This window comes from Reyranella sp. (genome assembly GCF_036558665.1).
Taxonomy (GTDB): Bacteria; Pseudomonadota; Alphaproteobacteria; order Reyranellales; family Reyranellaceae; genus Reyranella.
The window spans coordinates 16,032-35,666 of sequence record NZ_DATBFE010000057.1 but is presented as its reverse complement, the minus strand read 5'-3'; the positions used below and the strand labels follow the sequence as shown (position 1 = coordinate 35,666).

At 64.2% G+C, this 19,635-nt stretch carries 24 protein-coding genes; 15 read left to right on the top strand and 9 right to left on the bottom strand.

The features are described 5' to 3' along the window. The first annotated feature begins 143 nt into the window (after positions 1 to 143). The 3 genes from VH499_RS08080 to VH499_RS08070 are packed head-to-tail and all read left to right on the top strand — an operon-like array spanning position 144 to position 2,217. Positions 144 to 1,040 (top strand): TauD/TfdA family dioxygenase, encoded by an 897-nt coding sequence (locus VH499_RS08080; protein ID WP_332052194.1) that lies wholly within the window; start codon positions 144 to 146, stop codon positions 1,038 to 1,040. After that, the gene (locus VH499_RS08075; protein WP_332052193.1) at positions 1,037 to 1,360 is read left to right on the top strand and encodes an MmcQ/YjbR family DNA-binding protein; all 324 of its coding nucleotides are present in this window, start codon (positions 1,037 to 1,039) and stop codon (positions 1,358 to 1,360) included. Before VH499_RS08080 ends, VH499_RS08075 begins: the two co-directional genes overlap by 4 nt. Further along, positions 1,357 to 2,217 carry a hypothetical protein gene (locus VH499_RS08070; RefSeq protein WP_332052192.1) on the top strand — a complete coding sequence of 287 codons (861 nt, stop codon included), beginning with the start codon at positions 1,357 to 1,359 and terminating at the stop codon, positions 2,215 to 2,217. The genes VH499_RS08075 and VH499_RS08070 overlap by 4 nt, the downstream gene beginning before the upstream one ends. Here the strand turns inward: VH499_RS08070 and VH499_RS08065 are convergent. The 3 genes from VH499_RS08065 to VH499_RS08055 form a co-directional block, all read right to left on the bottom strand. Then, positions 2,214 to 3,464, bottom strand: a complete 1,251-nt coding sequence (locus VH499_RS08065; RefSeq protein WP_332052191.1) for an epoxide hydrolase family protein — start codon at positions 3,462 to 3,464, stop codon at positions 2,214 to 2,216. The two genes, VH499_RS08070 and VH499_RS08065, sit on opposite strands and share 4 nt — an antisense overlap. 25 nt (positions 3,465 to 3,489) lie before the next feature. After that, positions 3,490 to 4,245 (bottom strand): tyrosine-protein phosphatase, encoded by a 756-nt coding sequence (locus VH499_RS08060; RefSeq protein WP_332052190.1) that lies wholly within the window; start codon positions 4,243 to 4,245, stop codon positions 3,490 to 3,492. Between the two features lie 175 nt (positions 4,246 to 4,420). Next, positions 4,421 to 4,675 (bottom strand): hypothetical protein, encoded by a 255-nt coding sequence (locus VH499_RS08055; protein ID WP_332052189.1) that lies wholly within the window; start codon positions 4,673 to 4,675, stop codon positions 4,421 to 4,423. Positions 4,676 to 5,246: 571 nt separating this feature from the next. On the opposite strand from VH499_RS08055, the gene VH499_RS08050 reads away from it, so the two are divergent. Genes VH499_RS08050 through VH499_RS08030 form a run of 5 tightly spaced genes read left to right on the top strand, consistent with a single transcriptional unit; the run spans position 5,247 to position 7,255 of the window. Then, entirely contained in the window at positions 5,247 to 5,501 is a 255-nt protein-coding gene (locus tag VH499_RS08050; RefSeq protein ID WP_332052188.1) for a hypothetical protein, read from the top strand. Continuing rightward, the gene (locus tag VH499_RS08045; RefSeq protein ID WP_332052187.1) at positions 5,502 to 5,672 is read left to right on the top strand and encodes a hypothetical protein; all 171 of its coding nucleotides are present in this window, start codon (positions 5,502 to 5,504) and stop codon (positions 5,670 to 5,672) included. Further along, positions 5,672 to 6,094, top strand: a complete 423-nt coding sequence (locus VH499_RS08040; protein WP_332052186.1) for a hypothetical protein — start codon at positions 5,672 to 5,674, stop codon at positions 6,092 to 6,094. The genes VH499_RS08045 and VH499_RS08040 overlap by 1 nt, the downstream gene beginning before the upstream one ends. A gap of 39 nt (positions 6,095 to 6,133) precedes the next feature. Continuing rightward, positions 6,134 to 6,331, top strand: coding sequence for a hypothetical protein (locus VH499_RS08035; protein ID WP_332052185.1), 198 nt, complete (start codon positions 6,134 to 6,136; stop codon positions 6,329 to 6,331). A gap of 15 nt (positions 6,332 to 6,346) precedes the next feature. After that, positions 6,347 to 7,255, top strand: coding sequence for a hypothetical protein (locus VH499_RS08030; RefSeq protein ID WP_332052184.1), 909 nt, complete (start codon positions 6,347 to 6,349; stop codon positions 7,253 to 7,255). Between the two features lie 156 nt (positions 7,256 to 7,411). Here VH499_RS08030 and secA read toward each other — a convergent pair whose 3' ends face one another. Beyond that, positions 7,412 to 10,168 (bottom strand): preprotein translocase subunit SecA, encoded by a 2,757-nt coding sequence (secA, locus tag VH499_RS08025; protein ID WP_332052183.1) that lies wholly within the window; start codon positions 10,166 to 10,168, stop codon positions 7,412 to 7,414. A gap of 279 nt (positions 10,169 to 10,447) precedes the next feature. On the opposite strand from secA, the gene VH499_RS08020 reads away from it, so the two are divergent. The 3 genes from VH499_RS08020 to VH499_RS08010 all read left to right on the top strand — a co-directional run bounded on the left by VH499_RS08020 (position 10,448) and on the right by VH499_RS08010 (position 13,179). Continuing rightward, positions 10,448 to 11,407 (top strand): peptidylprolyl isomerase, encoded by a 960-nt coding sequence (locus VH499_RS08020; RefSeq protein ID WP_332052182.1) that lies wholly within the window; start codon positions 10,448 to 10,450, stop codon positions 11,405 to 11,407. A gap of 84 nt (positions 11,408 to 11,491) precedes the next feature. Beyond that, positions 11,492 to 12,730: a bifunctional glutamate N-acetyltransferase/amino-acid acetyltransferase ArgJ gene (gene argJ / locus VH499_RS08015; protein WP_332052181.1), complete on the top strand. Its 1,239-nt coding sequence runs from the start codon at positions 11,492 to 11,494 to the stop codon at positions 12,728 to 12,730. A gap of 2 nt (positions 12,731 to 12,732) precedes the next feature. Then, positions 12,733 to 13,179, top strand: coding sequence for a (deoxy)nucleoside triphosphate pyrophosphohydrolase (locus tag VH499_RS08010; protein ID WP_332052296.1), 447 nt, complete (start codon positions 12,733 to 12,735; stop codon positions 13,177 to 13,179). Here VH499_RS08010 and VH499_RS08005 read toward each other — a convergent pair. Both VH499_RS08005 and VH499_RS08000 read right to left on the bottom strand, forming a co-directional pair. Next, positions 13,176 to 13,988 carry a hypothetical protein gene (locus tag VH499_RS08005; protein WP_332052180.1) on the bottom strand — a complete coding sequence of 271 codons (813 nt, stop codon included), beginning with the start codon at positions 13,986 to 13,988 and terminating at the stop codon, positions 13,176 to 13,178. The two genes, VH499_RS08010 and VH499_RS08005, sit on opposite strands and share 4 nt — an antisense overlap. Before the next feature lie 2 nt (positions 13,989 to 13,990). After that, complete coding sequence (locus tag VH499_RS08000) at positions 13,991 to 14,905, bottom strand: methyltransferase domain-containing protein (protein WP_332052179.1); 915 nt, start codon at positions 14,903 to 14,905, stop codon at positions 13,991 to 13,993. An 82-nt stretch (positions 14,906 to 14,987) separates the two neighbouring features. Here VH499_RS08000 and VH499_RS07995 point away from each other — a divergent pair, with 82 nt between their 5' ends. Genes VH499_RS07995 through VH499_RS07985 form a run of 3 tightly spaced genes read left to right on the top strand, consistent with a single transcriptional unit; the run spans position 14,988 to position 16,893 of the window. Then, positions 14,988 to 15,731, top strand: coding sequence for a ComF family protein (locus VH499_RS07995; protein ID WP_332052178.1), 744 nt, complete (start codon positions 14,988 to 14,990; stop codon positions 15,729 to 15,731). Positions 15,732 to 15,750: 19 nt separating this feature from the next. Further along, entirely contained in the window at positions 15,751 to 16,011 is a 261-nt protein-coding gene (gene grxC / locus VH499_RS07990) for a glutaredoxin 3 (protein ID WP_332052177.1), read from the top strand. A 12-nt stretch (positions 16,012 to 16,023) separates the two neighbouring features. Further along, positions 16,024 to 16,893: a carbon-nitrogen hydrolase family protein gene (locus VH499_RS07985; RefSeq protein ID WP_332052176.1), complete on the top strand. Its 870-nt coding sequence runs from the start codon at positions 16,024 to 16,026 to the stop codon at positions 16,891 to 16,893. Positions 16,894 to 16,896: 3 nt separating this feature from the next. Here the strand turns inward: VH499_RS07985 and VH499_RS07980 are convergent, their stop codons facing one another. Continuing rightward, positions 16,897 to 17,340, bottom strand: coding sequence for a class I SAM-dependent methyltransferase (locus VH499_RS07980; protein ID WP_332052175.1), 444 nt, complete (start codon positions 17,338 to 17,340; stop codon positions 16,897 to 16,899). A gap of 139 nt (positions 17,341 to 17,479) precedes the next feature. On the opposite strand from VH499_RS07980, the gene VH499_RS07975 reads away from it, so the two are divergent. After that, positions 17,480 to 17,959 carry a DUF1178 family protein gene (locus VH499_RS07975; RefSeq protein ID WP_332052174.1) on the top strand — a complete coding sequence of 160 codons (480 nt, stop codon included), beginning with the start codon at positions 17,480 to 17,482 and terminating at the stop codon, positions 17,957 to 17,959. A 19-nt stretch (positions 17,960 to 17,978) separates the two neighbouring features. On the opposite strand, the gene VH499_RS07970 is transcribed toward VH499_RS07975, so the two are convergent. Together VH499_RS07970 and ubiG are read right to left on the bottom strand one after the other, a co-directional pair. Continuing rightward, positions 17,979 to 18,797 carry a DMT family transporter gene (locus VH499_RS07970; RefSeq protein WP_332052173.1) on the bottom strand — a complete coding sequence of 273 codons (819 nt, stop codon included), beginning with the start codon at positions 18,795 to 18,797 and terminating at the stop codon, positions 17,979 to 17,981. A gap of 49 nt (positions 18,798 to 18,846) precedes the next feature. Further along, entirely contained in the window at positions 18,847 to 19,629 is a 783-nt protein-coding gene (gene ubiG / locus VH499_RS07965) for a bifunctional 2-polyprenyl-6-hydroxyphenol methylase/3-demethylubiquinol 3-O-methyltransferase UbiG (protein WP_332052172.1), read from the bottom strand. Positions 19,630 to 19,635: the final 6 nt, after the last annotated feature.

Below are 19,635 nucleotides of genomic sequence, written 5' to 3'. Positions count from 1 at the left end.
GCGTTACAGAGCGTCCATGCGGGTGGATGACGATCAGAAATCGCATTTCAAAATCTCTCCGCGGCAAAGGCGCCGGAACCTGATTGCTGTTACGCCTCTTCGGTGGTCCAATCGGGTCCGAACACAGGATCGGGAGGAAGAGCATGATCACCGTGCAGCCGATCACATCAGGCTTTGCAGCCGAAGTCGGCGACGTCGATCTCGGCAAGCCGCTGTCCGTCGAGAACCTGGCCGAGATCCGCTCGGCCTTCACGCGGTATGCGGTGCTGGTCTTTCCGGATCAGACCTTCGACGACGAAAGCCAGCTCGCATTTGCGCGCAACTTCGGCCCGCTCGAGACGACGGTGTTCAAGCAGCGCAAGGATCACAAGCTTCGCCTGCATGAGAACCTGGCGGATGTCGGCAATCTCGACGCCGACGACAGGATCCTCACAAGCAGCGACCGTCAGCGTCTCTACAATCTCGGCAATCGCCTGTGGCACACCGATTCGTCGTTCAAGCGCGTGCCGGCCTATTGCTCCATGCTGCATGCCCGTTCGATTCCGCCGATCGGCGGCCAGACCGAATTCGCCGATCTGCGCGCCGCCTACGATGCCCTGCCCGAGCCGACGAAACGACGCATAACGGGCCGCATCGCCGAGCATTCGATCATGACCTCGCGCGCCAAGCTCGGCTTTGCCGATTTCGACGAGGACGAGCGCCGCGCTTTTGCGCCGGTGCCCCAGGTGCTGGCGCGCCGCCTGCCCGACAGCGGCCGCATGAGCCTCTATCTCGCGAGCCATGCCGGCACGATCCGCGGCATGCCGCAAGCGGAAGCCGAGGCGCTGCTGAAGGAGCTGATCGAGCATGCCACGCAGCGGCAGTTCGTCTACAGCCATCGCTGGCGGGTGAGTGACCTTGTGATCTGGGACGATCGCTGCACCATGCATCGCGGCATGGAATTCGACGATCAGCGCTACAAGCGCGACATGCGCCGCGCCACCGTTTCCGACGTCGCGCCAACTTGCGAGCAGATGGGGCTGGCGGTGGCGGCGGAATGACGCCGGCTGCCTTCCGCAGGCTTGCCCTTTCGCTCCAAGGTGCGTCCGAGGGCGCGCATGGCGGCCATGCCGACTTTCGGGCTGCGGGCAAGGTTTTTGCCACTCTGGGCTACCCCGACAACGAATGGGCTATGGTCAAGCTCACGCCGGACCAGCAGCGCATGTTGTGCGAGGTCGAACCTGCCGTCTTCCGCCCGGTCAACGGGGCCTGGGGCCGGCAGGGCTCGACCAATCTGAAGCTGTCGACTGCCGACACGGCGACGGCGCGCAGCGCCCTTGCGATGGCCCGGCGGAATGTCGCGGAGAAGAGAAGGCGATGACGATCGATATCGAGCCTCTGAAGAAGCAGCTCGGCCGCAAGCTCGAGGACGAGGACGTCGTCACCGAGGCGCCGCTCAAGGCGATGGTCGCCACGTTCGATCGTCAGGACAAGGTGCCGAAGCCGGGCGAGCCGATCGCGCCGGGATGGCATCTCTGCTTCCTGCATTCCTATGCCCGCCGAGCTCAGCTAGGCCAGGACGGCGCTGCCGCCGAGGGCGGCGTGCTGCCCAGGATCCCGATGCCGCGCCGCATGTATGCGGGGTCGACCTTCACCTTCGATGGTGACATCCGCGTCGGCGACAAGCTGCGCCGCGAGCTCGAGTTCACCGACATTCAGCTGCGCCAGGGCAGCACGGGCAGCCTGATCGTCACGACCCAGACGCGCCGTATTTTCACGCCGCGCGGGCTCGCCTTGACCGAGGCCGCCAACACTGTCTTCCGCGAGGAGGTGAAGGCGGGGCAGAAGAGCGGCGTGCCGGTGCGGGACGCCGCGCCCAGGGACGTCTCCTGGCGGCGCACCATCAAGCCCGATCCCGTGATGCTGTTCCGCTACTCGGCGATCACCTTCAACCCACACCGCATCCACTACGACCGGACCTATTGCGTGGAGACCGAAGGTTATCCTGGCCTCGTGGTCCACGGGCCATTTGCGCAGCAGTGCATCTTCGACCTGTTGCGCGATTCGATGCCGGGACGTGAAATCAAGGCGCTGGCGGTGCGTGCGCGCGCGCCGCTGTTCGATACGGCACCGTTCGAGGTGATCGGTCGGCCGACGTCGGACGGCAAAGGCGCCGAGCTCTGGACCGTAACACCGCAGGGCACGATCGCGGCCCAGGCGACGGCGACGCTGGCCTAGTCGTTCGCTGCGCCGAAGCGCAGCGGGCGAAAGAAGGCGCGGATATCTTCGATTAGCAGGCCGGGTTCCTCGAGCGCAGCGAAGTGGCCGCCTTTGGGCATGTTTGTATGCCGCTTCAGATTGTAGGCGCGCTCGATCCACTCCCTGGGCGGCGCCGGCGCGAGATCGGCCGGGAAGGCGGCAAACCCCGTCGGCGTCTCGACACGCCGGCCCGGCGGAAGGCCGCGCGGCTTTTGTTGGGCAGCGCCGCGATAGAGCCATGTCGCGCTCCCCGCCGTGCCGGTGAGCCAGTAGACCATGATGTTGTCGAGCAGGAGATCCATCGAGAAGCGGCTGGTCAGATCGCCTTGGCAATCGCTCCAGTCACGGAATTTTTCAGCCATCCAGGCAGCAAGGCCCACGGGAGAGTCCGTGAGTGCGACGCCGAGCGTCTGCGGCCGTGTGGCCTGGATGCGCTGATAGGCGGTCTTGTCGTCGAGCCCGGCGCGCATCGTCTCGAGCCAAGTCTTCTCCGCCGCGCTGAGTTCAGCCGACTTGAGATCGATGCCCGGCCGCAGCCCCATCATATTCAGATGCAGTCCGACAACGCCCGACTTCCAGTCGTCCTTCTCCTCTTTCAGCGGATGGTCGAAGGCGAGCCAGGAGGAGACGACGGCGCCCCAATCGCCGCCCTGCGCTCCATAGGGCCGGCGATAGTTCAGCTTGTCGTGCACGAGCTGGTGCCACAGGGCCGCGATCGCGCGCGGTCCGACCGGCCCCGTGCTGCCGTCCTCGCGGACAGGCGGTCCGGAGAAGCCGTAGCCCGGCAGCGACGGCACGATCACGTCGAAGGCATCGAGCGGATCGCCGTCATGCCGCTCGGGATGGGCGAGGAAATCGATGACGTGCAGGAATTCGACGATCGAGCCCGGCCAGCCGTGCGTGATCACGAGGGGCATCGGTCGCGGCGCACCCTCGACCTCCGTCCCGGGCTCGCGGATGAAATGCAGCCGCTGCCGGCCGATATCGACCAGGTAGTTGGGCCAGCGGTTGATCGCTTCCTGGCACCGCTGCCACTCGTAGCCATGACGCCAATGATCGACGAGCGCTGCCAGGAATTCGGGATCGGTGCCGGACGACCAGCTTCCCCCGTCGGCGATTGCGGTCGCAGGCCGCCAGCGCCGCAGCCGCTCGTCGAGATCGATCAGCGCGCGCTCGGGAATATCGACCTTGAACGGCTCGGGCGTGTCGTAGTGGGCATCCGCCATGGCGCCATCATAGCGGTTGGTTGAGTCAATCCTCCAGCAATTCGGCCTTCAAGCGCTGGCGAGCGGCCGAATCGAGACCGAGCGCCTTTTCGGCAAACGCTTCCGGGCTGCTGAAATCTGCGCGTACGACCTCGAAAGCCGCCTCGAGATAGGGCCGCCGCGCCTCGATGATGGCAGCCCGGGTGTCGATGTCGAGTTCCGGATAGCGGCCAAGATGCCCAATCCACAATGCGTTGGTGCGCAGATAATCCTCGACCACGGTATCCCACGGCACCCCGAGCAGGGACAGCAAGAGCGCCGATGCAAAACCGGTGCGGTCCTTGCCCGCAGTGCAATGGAAGACCAGCGGTCGGCAACGGCCGTCGCTCAGCGTCGCGAAGAGAGTGCGAAAGCCGGGCGTACAGCGGCGCGGATAGTCCCGATAGTGATCGGTGAGATACTGCATCATGAGGGAAGGCGAGGCGCTGCCGTCGGCGATGGCGCGCCGGATCCTATCGCCAATGCCGGGCTCGATGTGGGCGCCGACGACGCGGCATTCGATACCATCGATGCGATGCGGCGTCTCAGCGGCCTCTTCGACACCGCGTAGATCGACGATGGTACGCACGCCGAGCTTGCCGAGCGACGCGCGGTCGGCATCGGTCAGGGCGCCGAGATGGGCCGAACGGAACACCGCTCCACGCCGCACGGTGCGGCCGTCGGCGGTGCGATAGCCGCCGAGGTCACGGAAATTGGAGCCACCTTCGAGCGGCACGACAAAAGGCACAGCAATGGTGTCCATGAGCGCTGGCTTATCATGTCCTGCGCTTGGGAATCTTGTCTGTTTTGAGTCAGAATCCTTGCGTCAGCGTCACTGGGAAGGTTCGCCGCCGGCCGAACGGCGGGGCGCCGATGCCCATCCTGGTGCCGTTGCGCCGCACGGATTTCGGAATTGCAATGACCTTGGCCGGCGATCGCTAGGTCGTGAAGCCGAGGCGGCGCTTGATGACGTAGATGCCGCTGGCACTCAGGGCGAAGCCGTCGGGCATTTCGCGCAGCCATCCCATCTCGATTGCGCAGTCCAGCACCGCGTTGGCCTCCGCAGAGCTCTCGAGGGCAACCCATTCCATGACCAGTCGTGGACCCAGGTCGACGGGACGTGGCTTGCCATCGGTCTGGTGAAAAAGGGAAGTGCACATCTCGAGCGCCAGATCCTGTAGTGCACCGCTCATCGCCATAGGTCCTACTCTCGCCAATACGCGTTCTCTAACGTACGAATGGCCAAAAGGTTCGCAGCTGGCCGCACCACTACCAGGGCGCACGAAGCGCTCATCGCGGACGGGAAACGGCGGTCAGACCCGTCCGTGGCAGTGCTTGAACTGCCAAGTCCATGCAAAAGCGCCAGCTTCTGTTGAACTTTTCGCCTCAAAAAAGACAGTGCCAAACATCTGCCTAACCACTCAACAGCCCAAAGGGATGATTTGGCAGTATAGCAAGGCGAGCTGATCTCAGCACGTTTGGCCGCTTACTGCCGGACGACCGAACCGTGAGAAGCGGCGAAGTCTGTCTTTTTTTGGACCAAAAAGTACGCGCGCCGGTGCCGCACAACCGACAGCGCACCGTTTTTCAAATGAAAAACGCGACGGATCGGCCGCGGAGGTCCGAGAGTAAGTTGAATGCCCCCTTGAATATGCACGCATAAACCATATATGGGCGAATGGTAATGGAGAGATGTCTGTAACTTACTGATATAACGCCAGAATAATGGTCTACAGATACTCCTTATTACTTATCGCTCTTTAGTTGAGAGCAGCGTCTAACTTAAAAGGCGATGAAACAGTGGATAAAATTGACCTCGAATCAACAAATCAGCTTCTCCGGGTAATAGTGGCGATCCTGATAAGGGGTGGAGACAACCCCATGTCCCTTAAGCAGCAGATCGAAATTCTTAGCGATGCCGGTATGCGTCCTAAGGACATTGCCACCGTCCTGGGCAAAAGCGGGACGCATATTAACAAGGAGCTGACGGGGATTAGGAGGCAGAAGGGAAAGAAGTAAATGGCAGGCAAGAACTACAAAGCGGAGTCCGTCGAGGACCTGCTGCGCGACCTGATGATTGTCCAGCTCGCGCTGGGCGGCGTCGGTCAACGTGAAATCCGCCAGATCGCGGGAGTTGATGCCAACCGCGTCGCCCGGATCGCGAAGCTCGTAAAAAGGGCGAAAGACTAATGCGGCCGGTGACGGATCCTACTGACCGGCTCGAGCAGAAGCTCGACACAATCATAGACCTGCTGAAGCACCTGATCGTACTGCAGCTAGCCGAGAAGAAGGTGGCACATCAGGCCATCGGCAAGCATGTCCATCTCGCCAAGGCTACCGTCGGCCAGATGCTGAAGGGGATCAAACCAATGACTGACGTAGCGAGAAACCTGCCGGCCGACATCTCTGCCAAACTAAACGTGCTGATCGCGTTGACCCTGAAGCAAATGACCGGTCAGAAGGGGTTTGCAAAAAGTAAGCGCAACACCGGAGCGGGCGAGATCATCCATTTCCTCGCCGAAATGGGCCTCGATGCGAAAGACATTGCCGCCATCGTCGGCTCGCCAGTCACCAGCGTCCGGACACTGCTCACGCCGACGCGGCGAAAATAGCGCATCCGACGCTCCGCATTTCTAGGAAGGTAGGGAAGCATGAAACGCAAGGCCGACATGAAATCTGTTGAGGAAAAGCTCGACCGTGCTCTGACGCTTCTTTCGCAGCTGGTGGCGATCGAGCTAGCCAAAGGAGGTGTAAGCCACGCCGGCATCGGGAAGCTCCTCCGCATCTCGACCGGATCGGCCAATGGGTTGATCAAGGGCTACCGGCCCGGCAGCGCGAAGGGCGCCTGATCGGGCGGCTGAAAGATGGCGAACGCAATCGAAGTCTCAGACAACCTTTCGAACGTCAACGAACAGATCGAGGCGGTGGCGAATGCTGTCGGGAAGTCGAAGGTCCGGCGCCAGGTTTTCGAAGCGGTCTATCACCACAAGTCGCTGACAAAGACGGTCGGCCAGATCGCCGAACGGACGGGTCTCTCGCGAATGCAAGTACTGCAGGCCGGTCGGCATCTCGTGCTGAAGGGCGCGGTGAAGCAGGCGAAAAAGGACGGCGACACCGCTTATCAGCGAATTGACGCCATCTTCGCACACCGCGCTCAAATCCTGAGCCTTGCGGGTAACCCTGCCAAGATCGCGAAGTTGCCAACCAAGCGGAAAACCGCTGTCGTGCTGCCGAAGTTCGTGAAGGTCCCGTCGACTGGCGCGCAGGTAACGCGCATCACGGTCGACGATATCGAGTCCTTTAGGCTCGTCCGGAAGATCAAAAATTCACCATCGCTGCCGAAGACGGTCAGCGAGGAAGGAATCAAGGTCGGTGTGCAGAAGATTCTAGGCGAGCCCGGCGCCTTCAAGGACTGGGGCGGCGAGGACAGTGACCTTTATAGCGGAAGGCTACGCATCAACGGCAAGCGCCATGCAGGTGCCTTTGCCTTTAAAGGACCAGGAGAGCCCGGCGCGCTCGTGCCGGGGCGGATGGGCAAAAACGGTGACCAGCTCAGTCGCCTATTCCGCCAAGACGCCGACGTGTTCCTCGTGCAGCACTGGCGTGAAATCAAGCCGAGCGTTCCCGAGATGATGCGCTCTCTTGCCGTCGCGAAATCCGTGAGCACTGGTAAGCTCATCCGCTACGGCATCATCGACGGCACCGACAGTGAACGCCTTCGGCGGGCCTATCCCGCCAAGTTCAAGCCGGTGACGCACAAGAAGCGGAAGTAATCCTAGCCACCGCTGCTGACTGATGGTTGCGATCGTAGGGGAAGTCGGCCATCGCTTTGCCTGAGCAGGTTTTGCCTAGGAACCAGCCACAATCAGCTCGTGCCTAACAAGTGCCTAACAGTTTACACTCACAAAAAGTCCAATAAAATAAGACTTTTATACCCGCCCGTGGCAGTGCTTGAACTTCCGGCCCGACCCGCACGGGCACGGCGCGTTGCGTGCGACCTTGCCCCAGGTCGAGGGATTGTTCGGATCGACCGTCTGCTTCGAGGCCGGGCGCGCAAGCGTCGCCACGCCGCCGCCCGGGGGGCCGGCCGCGTCGAAGCCGGGGTCGCCGGCCATCGCCGAGGCAAGCGCGGGATCCTCGTGGACCTCTCGCATCTGCACCGGCTCAGGCATCGGCGGCGGCTCCATGCGGAGCTGCAGGTTCGCGAGCACGTTCACGACCGATTCGCGCAGACCGGTCAGCAGGTCGCTGAAGAGATTGAATGCCTCGCGCTTGTATTCGTTCAACGGATCCTTCTGGCCGTAGGCGCGCAGGCCGATGCCTTGCCGCAGGTGGTCGAGATGCAGCAGGTGCTCCTTCCATGCCTGGTCGAAAAGCTGCATCAGCACGCTCTTTTCCACCTGACGCCACACTTCCGGCCCGTACTGCGCCACCTTCTGGGCGAACAGCCGGTCGACCGCCTCGTTCAGGCGCGTCTTGATCTGTTCCTCGGCGATGCCTTCTTCCTTCGCCCAGACATCGATCGGCAGGTCGAGCCCGAACACGCGCTGCACGTCCTCCTTGAGCTCGGCGGTCTTCCACTGTTCGGCATAGGCATCCTCGGGGATGGCGCGCGACACCATGGCGTCGACGACGTCGCGTCGCATGCCGACCACGACGTCGGAGACATCCTCGGTGGCCATCAGTTCGAGCCGCTCCTTGTAGATCTCCTTGCGCTGGCTGTTCATCACATCGTCGAAGCGCAGGAGGTTCTTGCGGATCTCGAAATTGCGCGCCTCGACCTTGCCTTGCGCGGTTTCCAATGCCTTGTTGAGCCAGCGGTGGGTCAGCGCCTCGTCGTCACCCATGCCCTTCTTCTGCACCCAGTCCAGAACCTTGTTGCCACCGAAGATGCGCATCAGGTCGTCTTCCAGCGACAGGAAGAACTTCGAGCCGCCCGGATCGCCCTGGCGGCCGGAGCGGCCGCGCAGCTGGTTGTCGATGCGGCGGCTTTCGTGGCGCTCGGTGCCGACCACGTAGAGGCCGCCCGCCGACCGCACGATCTCGCGATTGCGCTCGACGTCGGCCTTGATCTGCGCCGCGACCTTCTCCAGCTCGGCAGTGCGTTCGGCCTCGTCGGGAACGCGGGTCGCGATCTCCGTCTCGGCCTGGCGCAAAAGCATGTCGGCATTGCCGCCGAGCTGGATGTCGGTGCCGCGGCCGGCCATGTTGGTGGCGATCGTGATCGCTCCCGGACGACCCGCCTGGGCCACGATCTCCGCTTCCTGCTCGTGATAGCGTGCATTCAGCACGTTGTGCGGGATCTTGGCTTTCTTCAGTTCGTCGGAGAGCCCCTCCGACTTCTCGATCGACACCGTGCCGACCAGGACCGGTTGGTTGCGGGCGCGGCACTCGCCGATCAGCTTGACGATGGCGCGCGTCTTGTCGGCGAAGGTGCGATAGATCTCGTCGTCCTGATCCTTGCGCGCGACGGCCACATTGGTGGGGATCTCGACCACTTCAAGCCGGTAGATCTCGGCAAACTCGGCGGCCTCCGTCATTGCTGTGCCGGTCATACCGGCGAGTTTGGGATACATGCGGAACAGGTTCTGGAACGTGATCGAGGCCAGCGTCTGGTTCTCGCGCTGGATCTCGACCTTCTCCTTGGCCTCGAGGGCCTGATGCAGGCCTTCGGAATAGCGACGGCCCGCCATCATGCGGCCGGTGAATTCGTCGATGATGACGACCTGGCCGTCCTTGACGATGTAGTCGACATCGCGCGTGAAGAGCTTGTGGGCCCGCAGCGCCTGCGTGATGTGGTGCAGAAGGGTGATCTGCGAAGGCGCGTAGAGGCTCTGGCCCTCGGGCAACAGGCCATCGGCGCGCAGGATCTCCTCGACCGCCTCGATACCGCCTTCGGTGAAAGTCACCTGCCGGTTCTTTTCGTCCTTCTCGTAGGCGTCGGGCTTCAGCCGCGGGATCACCGCATCGGCCCGTCGGTAGAGTTCGGAGGAATCCTCGGCCGGTCCGGAGATGATGAGCGGCGTGCGCGCCTCGTCGATCAGGATCGAGTCGACCTCGTCGACGATCGCGAAATTGAACGGCCGCTGGACCATTTCGTCGCGACGGAACTTCATGTTGTCGCGCAGATAGTCGAAACCGATCTCGTTGTTGGTGCCGTAGGTGATGTCGCAGGCGTAGGCGGCCTTGCGCTGCTCGTCGCCGAGGTTGTGCACGATCACGCCGACCGTCAGCCCGAGGAAGCTGTAGATCCTGCCCATCCACTCGGCATCGCGGCGTGCCAGATAGTCGTTGACCGTCACGACATGGACGCCCTTGCCCTCGAGGGCATTGAGATAAACGGGTAGCGTCGCGACCAGCGTCTTGCCTTCGCCGGTCTTCATCTCCGCGATCTTGCCGGAATGGAGGACCATGCCGCCCTTGAGCTGGACATCGAACGGCCGCTGGCCGAGGGCACGCTTGGCGGCTTCACGCACGGTGGCGAAGGCCTCGATCAGAAGATCGTCCAGGGTCTCGCCTGTGGCCAGCCGCTCGCGGAACGCGATCGTTTTGGCGCGCAACTGCTCGTCGGAGAGCGTGCTGAATTCGGGCTCGAGCGCATTGATCTTGGTTACAGGCTTGTCAAAGCCCTTGACGACGCGGTCATTGGCCGTCCCGAACAAGCTCCGGGCAAGCGCTCCAAGCATGAAATCCTCGATATTCTAAAGACTTAGGCGGGCACCCGGCCCGCCCTGCCTATCACAGATAGAGAGCGTGTGATGGAGTGTCAACGCAAGCGCCGCCGGTCGCTTCGGCAAGCCGCACCGGATCACGGAAAAGTGCCGTAATTGGCGGCGAGGAAAAGATGCTGCCGTTGGTCCGGGCGCTTGCTTGAGGCGAGCCGCCCTGTGTAAACGGAGGCCGCCGGCCGCCGCGCGTCCCCACTTCTTCCACGTCCTTCTCTTCCCTCACTTCTGGAGCCATCCATGAGTCTTCGCCTGCGCCTCCTGCGTGCCGCCCTCGCATGTTTTGCCACGGCAGGCATGGCCGGCGTTGCCGCCGCCCAGCAGCCCGCCACGAAGGCGCCGGCTGCCAAGCCGGCCCCGCAGCCCACGGCCAAGCCCGCCGAATCGCCGAAAGATCCGGTGGTCGCCACTGTGAACGGCCAGCAAATCCATCTCTCTGAGCTGCAGGTCGCCCAGCAGTCGCTGCCACAACAGTACCGCAACGTGCCGCTGGCCACCGTTTTCCCGGCGTTGCTCGACCGCATGGTCGACAGCAAGCTGGTCGAGCAGGACGGGCGCAAGAACAAGGTCACCGACGATCCTGCCTTCAAGAAGCGCATGGCCTTCGTCGAGGACCAGGTGGTCCAGGACTTCTGGCTGCAGAAGCAGATCGCCGAGAAGGTGACGCCCGAGAAGATGAAGCAGGCCTACGACGAGAAGCTGAAGAACCTGCCCGCCGAGGAGGAGGTGCATGCGCGGCACATCCTGGTGGCGACCGAGCCCGAGGCCAAGGCGATCATCGCCGATCTCAAGAAAGGGACGCCGTTCGACAAACTCGCCAAGGAGAAGTCGACCGACAAGGCATCCGGTGCCGAGGGCGGGGATCTGGGTTGGTTCAAGAAGACCGACATGGTGAAGGAGTTCGCCGACGCCGCCTTCGCGTTGAAGAAGGGCGCGCTTACCGACACCCCGATCAAGACCCAGTTTGGCTACCACGTGATCCAGGTCGAGGATCGGCGCAAGGCCGCGCCGCCTTCGTTCGACGAGTTGTCCGACCAGATTCGCCAGGACCTGGCGCGCCAGACAGTGACAGCGATGCTGAACCAGCTTCGCGCCGAGGCCAAGATCGAGAAGTTCAACATCGACGGCAGCGCGGCCTCGCCTGCCGCGCCAGGCGTTGCTCCAGCGAAGCCGGAAACGCCGGGCACTCCCGCCAAGTAGAAATTCCCGTTTTTCGGCGTTTCTGGTGTAGGCTCCCGTCTTTCGGCCGCTCGGCGTATCGCCCGGCCGCTGAGAGGGACTTCCATGGCCGAAAAGCACGCCGTATCGCCGCTCGCGCCCAAGACGACGCCGGTGCTGCCGCGGATCGCGGGAGTAAAGCTCGCAGTGGCGGCATCGGGCGTGCGATATGCCGGTCGCAATGACGTCATGCTCGCCGTGCTGCCGGCGGGCGCAACCGTCGCAGGCGTCCTCACGCGGTCGAAAACTTCCTCGGCGCCGGTCGACTGGTGTCGAAAGAACCTCGGGCGCGGGAGGATCCGGGCGATCCTGGTGAATGCCGGCAACGCCAACGCCTTCACGGGCAAACTGGGCGACAAGGCCGTCGAGGAGAGCACGCGCGCGGTCGCACAGGCGCTCGGCTGTCCGCGCAATGAAGTCTTCATGGCCTCGACAGGCGTCATCGGCCAGCCCCTCGACTGGGAGAAGATCGCCGCGATCGTTCCGACCTTGGTCAAGGGCGCGCGGGAGGACAACTGGTCGGCTGCGGCGGCAGCCATCATGACGACGGACACCTTCCCCAAACTCGCCACGCGCCAGGCCAAGATCGGTGAACGGACGGTGACGTTGAACGGATTTCTCAAGGGCTCGGGCATGATCGCGCCCGACATGGCGACCATGCTGAGCTTCGTGTTCACCGACGCTAAGGTGCCGGGCGTCGTCCTGCAGAAGCTTCTGTCCGACTCGGCCGACAAGTCTCTGAACTGCGTGACTGTCGACGGCGATACCTCGACGAGCGACACGCTCCTGCTGGCGGCGACCGGCGCGGCCCGTCATGCGCCGATCGAGGAGGCCGACGATCCGGTGCTGGTCGACTTCAAGCGGGCACTGGACGAGGTGCTGATCGATCTGGCGCAGCTTCTGGCCCGCGACGGCGAAGGGGCGAGCAAGTTCGTGACCATCAATATCGGTGGCGCTTCCTCCAACGGCGCCGCGCGCAAGATCGGGCTCGCGGTTGCCAACTCTCCGCTCGTCAAGACCGCGATCGCCGGCGAGGACGCAAACTGGGGCCGTATCGTCATGGCGGTGGGAAAGTCCGGCGAGCGCGCTGATCGCGACAAGCTCAAGATCTCGATCGGCGGCGTGAAGATCACCGAAGGCGGCCAAGTCGTGCCGAACTACGACGAGACGCCGGTCGCGAAGCACATCAAGGGGACGGACATCGTGATCGACATCGATCTCGGCATCGGCCGCGGCCGGGCGACCGTGTGGACCTGCGACCTGACACACGGCTACATCGATATCAACGGCAGCTATCGTTCTTGAGCCTGTCGTTCGACCAGGATTGTCCCGGCGGGCCGCCGCCACTCGGCGATCGCCCGCTCGTGCTGGTTGCCGCCGTCGCGCTGGTCGATGCCGACGGCCGGGTGCTGATCGCGCAGCGGCCCGAGGGCAGGACGATGGCGGGCCTGTGGGAATTTCCCGGCGGCAAGGTCGATCGCGGCGAGACGCCCGAGCAAGCCCTGGTGCGCGAACTGCATGAGGAGCTTGGCATCGAGACGGCGACGAGCTGCCTGGCACCTGTCGCCTTCGCGAGCCATGGCTACGAAAAGTTCCATCTGCTGATGCCTGTTTTTGCATGCCGCAAATGGGTCGGCATCCCGCAGCCGCGCGAGCGCCAGACGCTGAAATGGGTGCGGCCCGCTGAACTCGTGCGCTATCCCATGCCGCCGGCCGATCTGCCGCTGATCGGCGTGCTGCGTGATCTGCTTTAGGACGGCTGTGTGAGCGGAAGGCCGTTTCGCCAGCCAGTAAGGCGCCTGAAAATCACGGCCTGAGCAGTCCCGATCAAGGCGGCGCCGCCGTAGGAGACGAGAGTCGCGACCGTCCAGGCAATGATGGCCGCCCCTGCCGTGCCGTCCAGCATTCCACGGACCAGCGACAGAGGGACGAGAGCCGCCATGATGGTCGCGATGCCGCTGGCGAAGAAGATGACGAACAGCACGCCGATGATCGGCCAGGCGTTGCCGCGGCTCGCGGCCCAGGCCTGTCGCGGCGTGAAAGGCGTGTCGATCGCCATCGCGGCGAGACCGAAGCTGACACGCAAGGCAAGCAACGCCGAGATGAAGAAGCCTGTGCCGAGGGGCGCCGCCATCGCCTCGCGGCGGGCGATCGCCGGGTCGAGCGGGACCTGGCCGAGCGCCGCGGGATTGATCGGTCCTGCGGTCAGGGTGAAGGCCCCCAGAAGGAGGAAGGTGATGCCGGCCACCCGGATCAGGTAAAAGAGGAAGGCGGTCTCGCGTGCCGACCAGCGTACGCCCGGCAGATGGCCCAGCTGCTGCGACCCCAGGAGTGTCACGCGCATCCAGCCCACCATGAACATCGTGGTCGGGATGACGTCGGCCGCCTTTTCCAGCAGAACGACGATCAGTGATTCGGCCGCAATCGCGTCGCCCGCGATCCTGAGCAGCAGCGACAGGATCCAGGGGATCGTCACGAGATGGAAGAACAGGGCGAGGTTGTTGAAGAAGAAGCCGAAGCTCTCCGACAGGACTTCGCCGAACGACAACCTGACAGCCGGCACGATCAGGTCCGATCCACTTTCTGGCCGGTGCTCATCTCGGTCGTGCCGAGCGCCGCGGCCAGTCGGTGCCGTGCAGCGCCCGGCTTCAGCGGCTTGGGCTGCGAGGCGTGCGGCCTCCAGCCGTGCAGGAACAGCACCTCGAAGCTCGCGGTCACCCGCGCCGCCGGCGAGTCGAAGCGCTCGCCATAGATCTCAGCCGCTCGCAAAAGCGTGGCACGTCGGCTGAACCCGCGCCGCCGTTCGCCGACGAGGTTGCCTTCGCCCATGGCGCGCAAATCGCGCATCAGAGCGAGCGCGTGCTCGTACTCGACCTCGATCGTGTCGCTGTCGGCGACCGGCAGGGCGAAGCCCGCGCGCTGCAACAGGGCGGCCGCATCGCCGAGATCCGCGAACGGCGAGACCCGGGGACTCAATCCGCCTTCAATTTCGCTTTCTGCCGCGGCCAAAGCCTCGCGAAGCTGCCACAGCGTGCGGCCGCCCAGCATGGCGCCGAGGAACAGGCCGTCGGGCTTCAGGATGCGCCCGATCTGGATCAAGGTGCCGGGCAGGTCGTTCACCCAGTGAAGAGTCATGGCGCTCAGCACGAGATCGAAACAGTCGGCCGCAAAGGGCAACGCCTCCTCGTCGGCCACGATGGCAGGCCCCGCCGCACGCCGGGCAAAGTTCAAGCCGAGGTCCGAGCGCACCAGTTCGCCGACCGACCGGCGGCCGCGCAAGGCCACGGCAATCTCGTCGCCATGGGAGCCGAGATCGAGCGCCAACGGAAATGTCCGCCGTACATCGTCGAGGCGCTCGACCAGGCGCTCGGCGATCTCGCGCTTCAGGAACGAGCGCCGATCCCAGTCGCGTGCCGCGCGCTCGCGCCTGGCGCGCAGGACCGCGCGATCGAAGATCAGCAGGGGGTCGGGGGATTTCACGGCGTGTATGTAGGGCTAAAGGCAGGCCAGGAATAGGGGTTCCGCCCTGATGGCGGCACATTTGCCGGGTGCAATCGAGCTCATGCCGCTCCGGATTTGTGCAGCCGCAGGCCGGCGCCTGCTCGACAGCGTCCTGCCTCCGCTCTGCCTGGGATGCGGCGAGATCGTCGGCACGGCGGGCGCGCTGTGCGCGACGTGCTGGCCGACTTTCTCCTTCATCGCGGCGCCACATTGCGTCTGCTGCGGTACGCCCTTTGCCGAAGATCTGGGCGGCGAGGCTCTGTGCGCTGCCTGTCTTGCCCGACGCCCACGCTTCCGCAGGGCCCGCGCCGCATTGATCTACGATGATCGCAGCCGCCGCCTGATCCTGCCCTTCAAGCATGGCGATCGGACCGATATGGCGCGCACGTGCGGCGCGTGGATGGCGAGTGCCGGTGCCGAGCTCCTTGCCGCCGCCGATCTCGTGGCTCCCGTGCCGCTGCACTGGCGGCGCCTCTTTAGCCGCCGCTACAATCAGGCGCTCCTGCTGGCGCGCAATCTCGCGCAGGGCACGTCGGCCAGGCTCGCGCCCGATCTACTGCTGCGCCCGCGCTGGACTGGATCGCAGGCAGGGCTTGCGGCCACGGAACGCCGGCGCAACGTTCGGGAAGCGTTCGTGATCCATCCGCGCTGGAAAGCGGGCGTAAAGGGGAAGACCGTTCTGCTCGTCGATGACGTTCTGACCACCGGCGCCACGGTCGAGGCGTGTGCCCGCGCCCTGCAGCGTGCCGGTGCGCAGTACGTTGACGTCCTGACGCTGGCGCGGGTCGTCCGGCCGACGCTATAGTCAGGGCAAGGAGTTCTTCATGGCGAGGGTCGAGATCTACACAACCCCGTTCTGCGGCTATTGCGCCCGTGCCAAGGGCCTGCTCGAAAAGAAGGGCGCGGCCTATGACGAGATGGACGTGATGGAAGATTCGGCCAGGCGGCTGGAGATGCGCGAGCGGTCGAAGCGGACGACAGTGCCGCAGATCTTCATCAACGGGCGGCACATTGGTGGTTCCGATGAATTGGCGGCGCTCGACCGGACGGGCGACCTCGATGGCTTGCTCGCCCAGCCGGGCTGACGGGAGCGGAACATGGTGACCACGTTCAAGGCCGGTCTGATCCAGACCAATGTCAGCAACGAAATGGCGGAGAACGTGACCTTCGTGCGCGAGCAGGCGCGGCTCGCCCGCGCCGCCGGCGCCGACTTCGTGATGACGCCGGAGAATACCGGTCTGATTGGTGCCAACCGGGCCGAGACGCTGGCCAAGGCGCAGATCGAGGAGAGTCACGCCATGCTCGCGGCCTGCCGTGCGGCGGCACGCGAGACGGGCGCCTGGTTCCTGCTGGGCTCGATCCATGTGCGCGTGCCGGGCGAGGAACAGATTCGTAACCGTTCCTATCTTATCGACGCGTCAGGCGACGTGACCGCGAGCTATGACAAGATTCACATGTTCGACGTGCAACTTGCCGGCGGCGAAAGCTATCGCGAGTCCTCGACCTTCAGGCCTGGCGAGAAATCGGTCCTGGCCGAGACGCCGTGGGGCGTCCTCGGCATGACGATCTGCTACGACCTGCGCTTTCCGTATCTCTATCGCGATCTCGCTCATGCCGGCGCCACGATGCTCGCGATTCCTTCGTCCTTCACTGTCCCGACGGGTCAGGCGCATTGGCATGCGCTGATGCGCGCCCGCGCCATCGAGACCGGCTGTTTTGTCTTTGCGCCCGCCCAGGTCGGCATCCATAAGGGCTCGAACAGGAAGACGTACGGCCATTCGGTCGCCGTGGCGCCGTGGGGCGAGGTGCTGGCCGACGCCGGCGGCGAGAAAGCTGGCTTCGTCATCGCCGATATCGATCTCGGCAAGGTCGCGGAGGCGCGGAGGATGGTGCCTTCGCTGACTCACGACCGCAGTTATCAACCTCCGGTGTCGCATAAGGCCGTGGTGGCAAGGGCGGCGGAATAGTCTCTACAATCGGCGCGCGGCAATCCGTTGCACGACCGCCATGCGCGGCTGGCGGACGGGACGCGCTTCATAGGCGACCACGGAGAATCGGCCGCGCACGACGTCAAGCAATTCGCCGTCGTCGAGCAGGAATTCGGGACGGGCCGGTTTTCCGAAGCGTTCGTTGCCGACCATGAACGTCTCGTAGAGCAGTACGCCGTTGCACTGGACGGCATCGAGCAGAACCGGGATCAGCGGGCGGTGCAGGTAATTCGTCACAACGACGGCACCAAAGGTCCGGCCGGGCAGGGGCCAGGGGCTCCCGTTCTCGAGATCGGCTTGCAGGCCTTCGATACCGGCACGCTGCGGAAGTCGGCTCACGTCGCGGTCGATCGCAATCACCGAATGACCACGCTCCGCAAAAAGAAGGGCATGGCGGCCAGAACCGGCCGCGATATCGAGAACCACAGTCTTTGGCGGCGCCAGCCCGGCCCATCGAACGATCCAGGGCGAGGGTAGCATCCCTCTTGCTTCCGACACGCTCAGACCCCATCATATTGGCACTCTCCCAGCGGGAGTGCCAACAGCCGGAAGTTACCCGTATTTTATGATTTTGTACCGACTGCGCTGCTCCAAGGGCCACGAATTCGAGAGCTGGTTCAAGGACAGCAAGACCTACGAACGGCAGGAAAAGAAGTCCCTGATCGGCTGCGCCGTCTGTGGTGACGCCAAGGTAGCGCGTGCGCTCATGTCGCCCCGCATCGGCAAGGGTGGCGAGAAGGTCGAAGTGGAGACGCCAGCGGTGACTGCCCCACCTCCGAGCCCGACGGCCGAACAGCAGAAAATGGCGGCACTGGCTCGCCATATGCCGAAGGAGTTGCGCCAAGCCCTGTTGAAGGTGCGCGCCGAGGTCGAGAAGACGTGCGAGCATGTCGGCGACAAGTTCGCCGAGGAGGCGCGCAAGATCCACTACGGCGAAGGTGACAAGCGGGGCATCTACGGCGAGACGACCGACGAAGAAGCAGCGGCCTTGGCCGAGGAAGGAATCGAGTTCGGTCGCCTGCCGTGGATCCCGAGAGGGAACTGATCCTTGGCCACTCGTCACACTACCGGCGTGGCCCTTTCAGGTTGAGCAGGTTGGCGGTCAGGATCAGCCCCGCACCAAGGCCGGTGAGGAGATCGACCCGCTCGGCGTAGAACATCCAGCCCGCCAGCGCTGCCAGCGGGACACGCAGGAAGTCCATCGGTACGACGGTCGTTGCATCGGCATGCTGCAGCGCGCGGGTCATGCAGTAGTGCGAGTAGGTGCCGACGAAGCCGATCACAAGGAGCCAGGCCCAGACGTAGGGCGACGGCGACCGCCAGACGAGCAATCCCGGAACGAGCCCCACCGCCGACTGGATCACCATCATCCAGAAGATGATGGCGATCGTGCTCTCGGTGCGCGTCAGTACCTTCACCATGATTACCGATGCGGCGAAGCCTAGGGCGGCAGCGAGCGCGATGAGCTGACCGACATCCGCCGCGCCGGAGAAGGGACGCACGATGATCGCCACGCCGACCAGGCCCGTCATGACGGCGATGTTCTTCCAGACTCCCATGCGCTCGCCGAGAAAGCTGACGGCGAGGATCGCGGTCCAGATCGGCATGGTGAACTCGATCGACACCACCTGCGCGAGCGGGATCAGCGTCAGGGCCATCAGCCAGGCGAACTGTGCGCCGTAGTGGACGATGTTGCGCAGGACATGGAGCCAAGGCCGCGAGGTCCGGATCGCACCGAGGCCGCCGCTGGCTCTCAACAGCGGATAGAGCATGAAAAGGCCGAGGATGGAGCGCATCATCGTGACCTGGAAGACATGAAGCTCGCGCGTGGCCTCGCGTCCTGCCACGGCCATCACCGTCAGGCAGCCGAGCCACCCCGCCATCCATGCCGCGGCCTTGACCGTCGGCGACGACAGCGGGCCGGCATCGGCTTCAGTTCGTTGTGCTTCGGACGCCAGCGGCTTTGCTCCCATACAGCATATAGTTCACGTCGAAATCGCTCCTGCTCAGCGACCAGGTCCGGCTGAGCGGATTGTAGATGACGCCGACGATCTCCTGCGCCGCGATGCCCCCGGCGCCGAGGCCGCGCACGACTTCGGAGGGCTTCAGGAATTTCCGCCAGTCGTGCGTTCCGCGCGGCAACCAGCGCAGCACGTATTCCGCACCGGCAATCGCCAACGCCCAGGCCTTGGCGGTGCGGTTGAGGGTCGACAGAAAAAGCAGGCCGCCGGGCGCGACGAGCCGGCCGCAGGCCTCCAGGAAAAGATCGACATCGGCCACGTGCTCGACGATCTCGAGTGCCAGCACGATGTCGAACCGCGAGCCCGACTGGGCCAGGGCTTCTGCCGTGGCGACGCGATAGGCGATGACGAGTTCCTGGCCGCGGGCATGGAGACGTGCCGTGGCGACATTGCGCTCCGCAGCGTCGATACCGGTCACGTGCGCGCCAAGCCGTGCCATGGGTTCGCAGATCAAGCCGCCGCCGCAGCCGATATCGAGCAGCGACAGCCCCCGTAGCGGCGAGCCGCTCAGCGCCTCGCGCTGCCAATGGGCGGCGGCACGATCGCGGATGTAGCCAAGGCGTACCGGGTTGAGCCGATGGAGCGGTCCGAACTTGCCAGCCGGATCCCACCATTCGTCGGCAAGGCGCGAGAAGCGCTCGACCTCGGCGGGATCGATCGTCGAGGCGTTGGGGATATCCGCGGAACCAACCATCGCTGC